Annotated in this window: 5 protein-coding genes and 1 pseudogene; all 6 read right to left on the minus strand. The window is 70.3% G+C overall.

The features are described 5' to 3' along the window. Positions 1-3: 3 nt before the first annotated feature. Positions 4-3,744 (minus strand): RHS repeat-associated core domain-containing protein, encoded by a 3,741-nt coding sequence (locus ACZIYR_RS00340; protein ID WP_483529033.1) that lies wholly within the window; start codon positions 3,742-3,744, stop codon positions 4-6. A 36-nt stretch (positions 3,745-3,780) separates the two neighbouring features. Further along, positions 3,781-5,768, minus strand: a pseudogene (locus ACZIYR_RS00345) (type VI secretion system Vgr family protein); the annotation flags it as partial. Further along, positions 5,768-6,055 carry a type VI secretion system PAAR protein gene (locus tag ACZIYR_RS00350; RefSeq protein WP_483527822.1) on the minus strand — a complete coding sequence of 96 codons (288 nt, stop codon included), beginning with the start codon at positions 6,053-6,055 and terminating at the stop codon, positions 5,768-5,770. The gene ACZIYR_RS00350 and the pseudogene ACZIYR_RS00345, both read right to left, overlap by 1 nt. 28 nt (positions 6,056-6,083) lie before the next feature. Next, the gene (locus ACZIYR_RS00355; RefSeq protein WP_483527823.1) at positions 6,084-6,677 is read right to left on the minus strand and encodes a GNAT family N-acetyltransferase; all 594 of its coding nucleotides are present in this window, start codon (positions 6,675-6,677) and stop codon (positions 6,084-6,086) included. Further along, entirely contained in the window at positions 6,661-10,299 is a 3,639-nt protein-coding gene (gene tssM / locus ACZIYR_RS00360) for a type VI secretion system membrane subunit TssM (protein ID WP_483527824.1), read from the minus strand. The genes ACZIYR_RS00355 and tssM overlap by 17 nt, the downstream gene beginning before the upstream one ends. Positions 10,300-10,358: 59 nt before the next feature. Then, a complete protein-coding gene (gene tssA / locus ACZIYR_RS00365; protein WP_483527825.1) occupies positions 10,359-11,762 on the minus strand; it encodes a type VI secretion system protein TssA in 1,404 nt (467 codons plus the stop codon).

Below are 11,762 nucleotides of genomic sequence, written 5' to 3' on the forward strand. Positions count from 1 at the left end.
ATTTTAATCCCAGCTCTCAATCTGCCATGCCTGCTTTCCAGCAGTTTCTCTACAGCTGCTCATGTTGTCTCCAAATCTGGCTGGGATGGTTAAGAGGTACGAGTAGTTTCTGGCTTTTGATTCAAAAGCCAGCTCTTGGAGTTTTTGCGCTCCATCTGCTATCGACCCTACTGTCTCAATTTCGGAAGGTACCTCTCCAGCACCCATGGCCGTCGAGATGACGGCACAACCAAGAATGCCCGATCTTGAGTCATCATGAGTCGCGGTCGAGGGGCTCAGGCCACCATTGGTTCTTGCAGCATTTTCTCGAATTTGGCAATTTCCATTGATTACTGCCATTCCTTGTTGTGTGCAGGTCTGTTCAACTGGGAGATTTTCAATGCATTGATAATTGCCATTGTTATCTAGCCTGAACTCCCTGCAAGTACCCTCCAACCCCAACGGATCCACCATCCCGGTCGGGTTGGTGACGTAGCCATACAGGTTGGTGCCGCCGTTCAGACCGATGGGGTCCTGGGTGATGTACCTGCCCTGCTGCGGGTCGTAGTAGCGATGGCGATTGTAGTAAAGGCCACTCTCTTCGTCGTGCCACTGGCCCTGGAAACGAATGGGCTGGGCGGTGCTGCCTTGCTCGTGGGTGACGGCGGCCCAGTCGTGGGGCTGGGCCTGCCATAGGGGCTCGCCCTGGGGTGTGACCAGGCGCAGCGGGGTGCCCAGGGCGTCGGTGATGTAGGCGCCGATCCGCTTTGCTGCGCCATCGCCGGCTTGGTCGATTCTCAGCATGGGCACGAAGGTGCCCGGTTCGTAGACCACGGTGGTGCGTTGGCGGTCGGTTTCCTCATGCACCAGGCGGTCGCCGTCCCAGCCGTAGTGGTGGGTGGCGGTGGTGCCGTTGGCCTGGCGCACGGTCTTGCTGATGCGCCGGCCGAGGGCGTCGTAGCGGTAGTGGGCCTCGCGGGTATGGCCGTAGGCGCTGGTGTGGGTCAGCGTGACCAGGCGGTTGGCGCCGTCGTAGCCGAGGGTCAGGCGTTCGCCGTTGGGGGCCTCGCGCTCGATCAGGTTGCCGGCGCCGTCATGGCGGTAGCGGCTGCCGTCAAGTTGGCTGAGCCGGTTGCTACTGTTGGGCGCGGGTGGGTTGCCCGCTTGTGCCTCCAGACGATTGCCGGCGGCGTCCATCGGGTAGCGGTGGGCGTGGTCGCCGTGCTGGCTGGCGATCAGTCGCCCGGCCGGGTCGTAGCGGTAGGCGATGGTGCTGGCCTGGCCCTGGGCCTGCTGGGTGCGGAAGGTCATCCGCCCCAGGGCGTCGTACTGGTAGTGCTGCTTGCCCTGGGCGCCGCCCGTGCTGCTGAGGCTCAACTGGGCGATCTGGCCGAGGGCGGTATAGCCGCGCTCCAGAATCAGCGGCTGGGCGTGATCGGCGCTATGCAGGCTACGCCGGGTCTCGCGGTGCAGGGCATCCGGTTCCAGGGCGATCTCCAGGCCGAGCTCGCTGGCCAGCAGGCCATGCAGGTGGCCACTGCCGTAGGTGAGCCAGTTGAGCTCGGGCAGGTCGCCGAACTGGCTGGCCTGGGGGGCGCCGGTGGCGGTCAGGGTGTGCTGGTGTTGCCAGCTCCAACCGCTATCTCCTTCTAAGCCGGCATGCCGCTGCTGTTCACCGCTTGGCCGCCCCGCCTCGTCGAAGACGAACGTGACCTCGCCATGGGCATTCTCGGCGCCGGCCAGCTGGCCATCGGCACGCCAGTGGTAGCGTTCGGTGCTGGCCGGGGCGGCGTCGGTCTCGGGCAGATGACGGGCGATCAGCCGGCCATTGGCGTCGTACTCAAAACGGCTGACCAGCGGCTGGCCATCGGGGCCCGCGCGGTTGACTTCCCTGCGTTCGATCAGCTGGCCGGCGGCATCATAGGCGTAGCGCTGTTCGCGACCGTCGGGGCCGGTCTCGCTGATCAGGCGATCCATCACGTCATAGGCGAAGCGGTAGACCGCGCCGTTGCCCAGGGTCAGCTCGCCGAGGCGCCCGGCCTCGTCATAGGCCAGGGTGGTGTGGCTGCCGTCGGCATCGATCCGCTGGGCGGGGCGGCCGTACTCATCGTAGAACAGCTGCTGACGGTAGCCCTGGGGGCCCTCCTGTTCCACCGGGCGCCCCTGGGCGTCGTGGTGGTGGTGCCAGTGGCTGCCGTCGGGCAGCTGGGTGGACTGGCGCCGCCCCATGATGTCATGGGTAGTGCGAGTGGTCTCACCCAGGGCATTGGTGACGCTGGCCAGATGGCCGCGGGCGTCATGGGCGTAGGTGGTACGCCGCTCGGAGCAGTCGGTCTCGGCGCTGAGTTGGCCCAGGGCGTTCCACTCCCGCCGATGGGTCACCCCACTCGCATCGGTGACGGCGGTGGGCCGGTCGGGCAGGCGCGGATCCTCGTAGGCCAGGGTGGTGGTGCCCTCGGGGCCGCTGATGGCGATGGGGTGACCGCGCTCGTTGAGCTCGATTTGCCAGTGCTGGTCCTCCGGCCCCTCGAGGCGGATGGGCTGCCCCAGGGCGTCGCGCTCGAGGGTCCAGCGGCTGCCGTCCGGGGCGGTCTGGGCGATGATCTGGCCCGCCTCGTCGCGTTCGAGCTCACTCTCACGGCCCAGTGGATCGATCGTCGCGATCTGGCGTCCGGCGCGGTCGTAGCGGAACTCGATGCGTGAGCCGTCGGCGCGGGTGTGGGCCGTCCAGCGCTGGCCGGGGCCGGCGCCGACGAAGTGGTAGCGCTCCTCACGGCCGAGGCTATCGGTCACGCGGGTGTGATCGGGATGGTAGGCGTAGGAGCGCGCCAGGCCACCGGCCTCCTGCTGGTCGATCACCCGGCCGTCGGGGGCGTGGCGATCCCAGGTGTAGTGGGCCTCGAGGCCGCCGGGCACCCGGTGGGCGACGAGCATATGCGCCTGCCACTCGAACTCGCGGACCACCTCGCCATGGCGGTGGCGCACGGCGATCAGGTCGCCGGCGGGGCTATAGGAGTAGCGCACCAGCCACTCGTCCTGGGCGCTGCCGTCGTGTTCCCGGATCAGCTTGACGCCCATCAGGCGCTGGCCGCGGTCCGCCTCGCGTTCGGGCAGCAGCGCGTCATAGTCGAAGCGGTAGTGGCGCCCGGCGCTGTCCTCGACCCGCACCAGCAGGTCGGCCTCCCAGTGGAACGTGGTGGTGTAGCCGTTACGGTCCCGCTCCTGGATCAGCTGCCACTTGCCGGAAGGGCTATCGCCACTCTCGGCTGATACGGAAGGTGCGAAGACATAGTAAAGCCCGCTGGCATCGCTAAGCACGATCCGCTCGGGGTCGGTACGCAGCGCCTCGGGGAGGGCCTGCCAGCGAACACTCGCGTTCTCCCCCTGATCTTGCTCGGCCTTATCGTCTGCCGGGGCACTCCCCCCGCGCCGCAGCCAGAGCTGCTCGGTGGGCGAGTGGCGCGCCTGGCCCGGGGCCAGGGGCCCGAAGGTGATATCGCGGCCCTGGGCGTCGTGGACCACGCAGGCGTCGTCGCGCAGGGTGAGCGACAGGCCCTCGCCGGGCAGCGACCAGCCCTGGCCCAGTACGCCGATGCGCGCATTGCAGGAGAGGTAGCCGCGGCTGAACACGAAGGGCCGCGGCGCCGGCAGGGCGATGTCGGTCTCGGCGGGCAGCAGCTTGGCGCCGAGCAGCGGGTTGACCGGGCTGCCCACGGCGGGCGCGCAGGCGCTGCAGCGGTCGGCCAGGCCGTCGGCGATATCCACCGCGTCCAGGTCCAGCGGCGTGGCGGCGACGATCTCGCTTTCCAACAATGGCGTCTGGTGAGGCGCGAGGGTGACGTCCTCGCTGGTCTCCGGGGTGGCCTCGCCGGGCAGGCGCGGCAGCACCACGGCCTGGCCGCGGCCCCGCCCGGGGCTGCCGCCGGAGTTGATGCGCACCTGGCTGCCGACGATGGTCACCCCAGAGCCGTCGAGCTTGATGAAGCTGCCGCCGGCGGCCAGGGTCAGCTCGGCGCCGGCTTCGACCACCACCTGGGTGCCGGCCTGGTGGTGAATCTCCTCGCCGGCCTCCACCCGTTGGGCCGCGCCATAGTGCTCGTGGCGGGTCTGGTCGACCCGCAGGTGGTCATCGCCCTTCACTTGGGTGTGACGCTGGCCGTGCACCGTGAGGTGGTCGTCGCCGTGGATCTCGCCGAGGCGGTGGCGCTCGATGGCGAGGTGGCTGTCGCGGCGGATGGTCTCGGTGCGATCGTTGAGGGTCAGCAGCTCCAGGTCCTTCTGGGCGTGCAGCCAGATCTGCTCGGCGTCGGTCGCATCCTCGAAGCGCAGCTCGTTGAAGCCTTCCGCCTTGTGGCTCTGGGTGCGCAGCACGGTGCGGGTCTTGTGCGCGGGCAGCGCGTAGGGCGGGGTGTTGACCGCGTGGTAGGTGCGCCCGGTGATGATCGGCTGGTCCGGGTCGCCCTCCAGGAAGGAGACGATCACCTCGTGGCCGATGCGCGGGATGGCCATGGCGCCGTAGCCGCCGCCGGCCCAGTCCTGGCTGACCCGAATCCAGGCGCTGGCGGTGTCGTCAGGCTCGGCGTAGCGGTCCCAGGGGAACTGCACCTTGACCCGGCCGTGTTCGTCGCAGTGGATCTCCTCGCCCTCGGGCCCCACCACGAAGGCCACCTGGGGGCCGTCGACCCGGGGCCGGACGGGGGCTCGGGGCGCCAGGCGCGGTCGGCGGGGGCCAGCACCAGCTCGTTGAAATAGCGGGTGCGGCCGTCGCTGTCGACGCCATCCTCCTCCAGGGCCTGGGGCTGCTCGCCGTGATGCACCACCTCGACCACCTGCCAGTCGCGGTTGAGGGCGTCGATATCGTGATCGGTGAGGGTGAAGCGGCTGCCCGGGGCCAGCTCCGGCAGGTCGCTCTCGGCCTCGGCGGTCAGTGCCTGGCGGCGCAGCGCCTCCAGGCGCACCCGGGTGAAGGGTACCCCGGAGGCGTCCGCCTTGTAGCGGCCCGGGTAGTCGAAGTGCTCGTAGTCGTCGCGCTGGGCGTGCTCGCCGAGGTCCGGTGCCGGGTGCTCGTGGCGCTGGTCATAAGCCGGCTGCTTGAAGGTGTAGTCCTTGAGCGTCACCGCCGCCGGGCGTACCCGCGAGACCTGGGTGAGCTTGCGCAGATGGCGGCGCGGCGGGGTGCCGCCGGCGCGGCCGTGGTAGGTGCGCTCGCCCAGGTGGGGCAGCAGCACCGGCGCGTCGGCGAAGATCAGCCGGTGGGCGCCGCCGACCGCGGGCTCGAACTCATGGAAGTAGAAGAGCCCCTCCTCGGCGGCCAGGCGCTCGACGAAGGCCAGGTCGCTCTCGCGGTACTGCACGCAGTACTCGCGCTCCTCGGGCTCGCGGGTCAGGGCGAAGGCCACGTCCGTCAGGCCGCGCTCGTCGCACAGGGTGGCGAGGATGTCCTGGGGCGGGACGTCCTGGAAGATCCGCGAGTTGTGGCGCAGGCCGAGGCGCCACAGCGCCGGGCGGATGACCAGGGTGTAGAAGGTGCGGCGGTGGCCGCGGTCGCCGCGGCCGAACTCGCTGACCACGCCGTGGAGGTGGCGCAGCGGCTCGCCGTCCTCCCAGACGATCAGGGTGGCGTTGCGCTCGAGCACCTCGGCGGGGCTGAGGTCGGGGTCGCGGCTGGCCAGGGTGACCCTGAGCTCGAAGGGGGCGGAGAGCCGCTCGCGATGGGTGAAGTCGACCACCGCCAGGTCGGGGATGCCGGCGAGGCTCAGGGTGAACTGGAGTCCGGTGGAATCGGCCATCAGCTGCCCTCCCCGCTGGCGGAGCCGATCACCACGCCGCCGCAGTCCACGGCGTGGCCGGTGAGAGCGGCAGGCTTGCCGTCGATCAGGATGCTGCCCGAGCCCTCGGCGATGCTGCGGGGATGGGGCGGGCTGCCGGGCTTGGCATGGGGCACCAGAGGGTCGCCCAGGCGGGCCATCGGCTTGCCGTCCATGATGACCGTGGGGCTGCCGGCAGTTACCGGAGTGGGGGGATAGCCATGGTGGTCGGTGCCAATATCACCGACGAGTACGAATATGCGTCCCATGCGTCCTTGTCTCCTCTCTGATGTGGCGTCAATGCCATTCGGCGGGGGCTTCGAAGCTGGCCACCTCGGTGGCATCTACCTGCATTCGCCGGAAGCCGGCGCGCTCCAGGCTGGCCACGGCGGCACCGCAGGCCAGCGGCAGGCGGCAGTGCAGCGGCGTGCCGGCCAGTTCGCGACGAGCGGCCAGCAGCAGACGGGCGCCGTGGCCGCTGCCCTGCCACTGGGGATCGATAAAGAAGAAGCGCAGCTGCCAGGCCGCCTCCTCGTCGGGGCGCACCGCCAGCAGCATGCCCAGGGGCGGCCCCTCCCCATGACGAAACGCCAGCAGGCGACCCTGCCAGTGGGTGATGTTTTCGCCCTCCCGCTGCAGCCAGCGTCCGCGGTGGAGGGTGAACTCCAGGGCGCGGCGCAGGGTGGCCAGCTGCGCCTCGTCGCGCAGCACCCAGGGGGCGTGTCCCCGGGCGTCGGCGCGGCGGGCCGCCTCGAGGAAGGCCTCGAGCTCCTCGGCCCGGGCGGCCACCAGGCCCCTGCCGGGGGCCTTGGCGGGGGAGCTCGTATCATCCCCGGGCCTGGCCCGGGGCACGGTGTCGCGGCTGAGCCAGCGCCTAAGGGTCGTCAGCATGGGGGCCACCTTCGGCATAGAGGGAGGTGGGCAGCCGGAAGCCGGCGGCCAGGGGGCGGGTGAAGGGGTTGCGGCTGCCGTTGGCATGCAGGCGGTAGCGCATGGTGCCGCCATCCACCTGGAAGCGCAGCTCCAGCTCACGCTCGCCGGCCCCGGTGATCTGCGCCTGATCGAGCAGGCGGAACCAGGCCCAGGCGCCGCCGCGGGTCAGGCTGCGGGGGGAGCGATTGACCTCGCTCGGCACCAGGGTGATCCGGCTTTCGGTATCGCCGCGCAGGGCATTGGGCCAGATCATGGCGACGCGGCCGCCGCCGCTGTGGGCGTAGTCGATCAGCTGGCCGTCGACGCTGATCACGCTGCGCCGCTTGTCGGGACTCAGGCTCAGGGGCTCCAGGCTGAACTCCACGTCGAGGGCGCCGTCGCGGCCGAAGTAGGCCTCGCGAATGCGCTCGCCCTGGCGCACGGCGGTGATCACCCCGGGGCGGATCAGGGAGTTGCCCTCGGCGTCTTCGAGCTGCTCCGGGGCGGCTTCGATAAAGGGTCTCAGCTTATCCTGATAGAAGCCGTCGAGGATGCCGTCCGGGGCGAAGAAGTCCTCGAAGTCGTTCAGGGCCACCTCCCGCGAGGCCTCCTGGGCCAGCGGATAGCGACCCGCCAGGCGCTCCCGGTAGGGGGCGACCACCTCTTCGAGCCACTGGTGCTCCATATGGCGGATGGCACTGGCCATCAACAGCCGCCAGCTCTGGTCGGCCAGGCTCTCGAGCATCGGCCCCACCGGGGCCGGGGTCTCATCGGCCAGGCGCCGCAGGGTGTGGATGGCATCGTCGCCCTGCAGCACCAGGCGGTCGCGGGCGCTGAAGAAGGCGGCCCGCCCCGGGTCGCTGGCGTCCTGGATACCGCGCAGGTAGTCGCGCAGCTCGCCGATGGCGCCCTTGATTTCGGTGAGGTCGGCGGGGTTGTCGCCGCGCGCTTCGAGCAGGCCGTTGAGGGGCACGAAGTGCCGCTCGATGTCGGCGGCCAGGCGGTAGCGGGGCGAGCGCTGCAGCGCCTGGCGGGCGGCCTCGTCATCCTCGGGCAGCTCCGGGTAGAGGCGGGTCTGCTGGGCCACCTCGCCGAGCAGCCGATCCAGCGGCCGGCTGGCGCCGAGCAGGGTGTCGGTCACCGCCACCGCCTGGCGCAGGTCGGGCAGCGGCACCAGCTCGATGCGCGCCAGGGCCTCTCGCCAGGTGACATGGTAGTCGCTGACATAGCGCTCGCGAAGGGCATCCTGGAGCTGCGCGCGGTCGGCCTCGCTGAAGTCGATGTCATCCCGCTGGCCGAGCACCCAGAGGTCGATGAGCGCCAGCTCGGTGGCTTGCTCCAGCTCGTTCAGAAAGTAGCCCTCGAAGCCGCCCCGGGTCACCAGGCTGGGAATGCGCAGGGCCTCATGGTCGTCGTTGCGGGCCATGAAGACGGCGCTGAAGGAGGGACCCACGCCCTGGCGCAGATCCAGGAGCGCACCGCTGCGCCGGTCGCTGCCGGCCTTGAGGGTGGCGTAGACGCGCTCGTCCATGGGCAGCTCGGCGAGGGTGCGCTGGGCGGCCTCGATGCTGCCCCCAAAGGGCGCCATGGCCAGTTGGGCCTCCGGATCGCCGGCGGCAGCGTGGCCCGCCAGGTCGCTATGGGCCAGGGCGTGGTCCAGGTGAGCAAGCAGGCGACGCTGCACGCTGCCGCGATGAGGGAAATCACCCTGCCAGCGTCGTGCCATGAAGTCGTGGGTTCGCTCCGGCTGGCGGCCGCTGGCATCGGAGAGCATGCGCAGCTGGCGCAGCAGGGCTAGCTGTTCGTTGCTGCCCGGCTCGGCGCGATTCATGTCGTCCATGATGCCGACCATCAGCGAGGGCAGGAAATAGTGCTCGAGTACGGCCAGGTAGGCGTCATCCACGATGCGGCCCACCTTGTGGCCCTGATAGAGGCCCATATCGGCCAGCCAGGGCAGGTGGGGATGAGCCCCGCCGAAGGTCTGGGTCGCCTCGCGCAGGCGATCCAGGGGTTCCAGCAGTGCATAGCCGGTGGGGTCGTCGCGGCGCAGCTCATGGGGCTGGGTGGCGAGGAAGTCCTGGGCCTTCTCCTCCACGTCCGCCAGGGCCTGGGCGTTTTTCTGATAGAAGTGGCTCCAGCCTCCTACCAGCATGACACCGCCGGCCAGGCAGGCGAGCAGGCTGAGACGATAGGCCTGGCGTCGCCGCCGGGTGGCCCGGGCGTTGTCGCCGGCCAGCCCCGCCTCCGGATAGATCACCCGCTCGAACAGCTCCTCGGTGAAATAGAGGGCGCTGCGTGTGGCGCGGTGGGCGGGCTGCACCGCATGGCTCATGCCGTAGCGGCGGGCGGCGGCGTCCACGAAGGGGTCCTCCGGCACGCCCTGCTGGTAGACCGAGGTAAAGTAGGTGCCGCGCACCATGGCGGCGGTGGAGAAACGGTCGCTGGAGAGGGCTTCCTGGAGGAAGTTCAGCAGAACGTCCCGCAGCCCCGCCAGCTGGCGTACGAAGCGGAACACCGACTCGCGCTCCGCGCGGTCGCGGCACTCGCTGAGCAGGGTCGGCAGGCTGCGGTTGAGGCGTTCGAGCAGCTCGTCGAAGGCCTCGGCGAACTCCTCGGCCCAGCGGTCCGGGGTGTCGAGGCTCGCGGCGCTGAAGGTGAAGCCCAGGGGCGCGCGGCGAGCCTGGCGCGAGTAGTGGCGGAAGAAGTCGTCGAAGCCGTGCAGCAGGTCCATCTTGCTGAAGGTGACATAGACCGGCAGCCGGGCGCCGTGGCGCTCCATCAGCTCGCGCAGGCGGGCCCGCAGCAGGGTGGCGTAGGCCTTGCGCACCGCCACCCGGGCATCGCTGAGGCGCGCCAGGTCGAGGACCAGCACGACGCCGTCCAGGGGGCGGCGGGCACGGTGATGCTCCAGCCAGGCCACGAAGTGATCCCACAGGCGCTGCTGAAGCTCTGCCGGCTCGTCGCCTTCGAGGGCCCCCTGGGTGAGCAGTTCGCCGTCCGGGTCGATCAGCACCGCCTTGTCACCGATCCACCAGTCGAAGCCGAAGCGGTTGCCCTTGCGGTGGCCGGCAGCCTTCATTACTCGGGTCAGGGTGAAATCCTGGCCGGAGCGGTTGATCAGGCTGGTCTTGCCGGCGTTCTCGACGCCCATCACCAGGTACCAGGGCAGCCGGTAGCGGGCGCCGGGGGTGCCGCCAAGGCTGCCCTCGAGTTCCGCCAGGGTGGCGTCCAGGGTCTCCTCCTGGCGGCGCACTTCGCTGGCAATGGGGTCGCTCTGCAGGCGCTCGGCATCGTCGTGCTCGGCATCCAGCCGGCGCAGGCGGCGGGCCAGGCGAATCCCCCAGGCTACCGCTACGAGGGTGGCCAGGGCGAGGATCGCCACCAGCCGGTGCAGGCTTGGCCCCAGCGGGTAGCCGCCGCGCAGCTCCCAGTGGGGGCCCAGCCACCAGATCACTGCGGCGGCAATCACGGCCAGCAGGCACCAGAGGGCGAAGGAGAAGCGACTCAGGCCCTTGGCCCGGTTAGCGCGGTTCTTGGCCTGTTTTGCGCCAGCTTCGGCCCGGGCCATGCCGGGCACGAAGCGACTCAGCCTGGATTTCACACTTGTCCACATGTGCCGTTAACCCTCGTCCTTGTCGATGTGCTTGGTGATGCCGTTGGTCATTGCAGTGCCTCCTCGAGTCGTGCCAGCAACGCGGGCTCCCAGGCTTCCAGGCCGATCTCGGCAATGCTCTGCTGGACGGCCCGATAGTGTTGGCTGGCCAGGGCAGCGAGCCCTGCCTCGTGAAGCAGGTCGGCGCTGGCCAGGCGCCAGTAGGCGGCATCTCGGGGCGAACGCGACGCCGCCAGGCCCTGGTCGAGGCCGGTCAGGGCCGCCGCCAGGTCGCCCTCGGCGAGACGCTCCCGGGCCTCCTCGAGGCCGGCCTGCCAGGGGTCGCCTCCGCCGCCGCCGGCCAGGGCCGGGGCAGCCGCCGGCTGCAGCCAGCGCCGAGTCTCGTCGTCGATGAAGGGGCTGGCGTCGTTGAAGCGCAGGGTCTCCAGCCCGGGCAGCCGGTCCACGAAGCGTGCCGCCTCGTCGCGGATCGCCTCGGCGCAGCGCGAATGGCCGAGGCGCTGTGCCAAACCGGCACTGAGGCGATGCCCCTCCAGCCAGTAGGGGCTCAGCGCCAGGCTGGTCTCGATGCGCCGCCACAGCGCGGTGTCGCCGCCTTGGGCCAGGGCCTCCCGGTAGTCGGCGGCCCGGTCCGCGGCGATGGGGGCCAGCTCGGTGCGGCCATCGTCCCGGGCCGCGGGCAGTGACTGGATCAGGCTCCAGACGGCATGGCGACGCAGCCGGTAGCCCAGCGCCTCGCCGGGGGCCTGGTCGTTGAGAAAGTCGGCCATGGCCAGCAGGGCCTGGCGGTTGCCGCGCTCGTTGCCCGCCTCCAGGCGCGCCTCGGGAGCCGCGGGTGCCGGGGCCGGCGCAGGCGTCCCAGCGGTGTCGGCCGGTGCCGTCTCGCTGCCGTGATCGGCGGCCTGCCGGCCGGGGGCCAGCCGCTCCAGCTCTCGCTGCAGATCGTCCAGGGCGTCCAACGGCAGCGCTCGGTCCTGGGCGGCGGTACGCAGGGTGGCCAGCGCCGCGAGGGCCTGGTCATGCTGGTCGGCCTTGTCGAAGCGCAAGGCCCCGGCGAGCTTGACCGCCCGCTGGGCGAACTGGGCGAACAGCCTGGGGCGGGCCCGGGCGCCGCGGGGACCGGCATAGGGCGTGGCGCTCTCCCACCAGGCCGCCAGGCTGCCGGCCAACAACTCCAGGGAGAGGGAAAAGCGCTGCGGGCTGGTGTCGTGCTGTAGGCAGTGGAGCAGGTGGCCGAGCACCCGCAGGTCCTTGCCCGCCTCGCCGAGCAGGCGGATGGCCCTTGTCTCGGCGCCGGCCCAGTCCATGTCGCCGTGCTGCAGCGAGCCGATCTTCATCATTTCTTCGTCGAGCCAGGCGAAGTCGGCCTGCTCGTCCAGGGGCGGCGCCTCGGGGGCCGGCGTCAGGGGCGCCAGCAGGGGCTCGAGTTGGGTGCGGTCGGTGATTCGCAT

Source organism: Billgrantia sp. NRB1 (assembly GCF_056921725.1).

Excerpts from the sequence above, each read along its gene's own strand:
- ACZIYR_RS00350 (WP_483527822.1), bottom strand. The coding sequence starts at position 6,055 with ATGGGACGCATATTCGTACTCGTCGGTGATATTGGCACCGACCACCAT.
- ACZIYR_RS00355 (WP_483527823.1), bottom strand. The coding sequence starts at position 6,677 with ATGCTGACGACCCTTAGGCGCTGGCTCAGCCGCGACACCGTGCCCCGG.
- tssA (WP_483527825.1), bottom strand. The coding sequence starts at position 11,762 with ATGCGAATCACCGACCGCACCCAACTCGAGCCCCTGCTGGCGCCCCTG.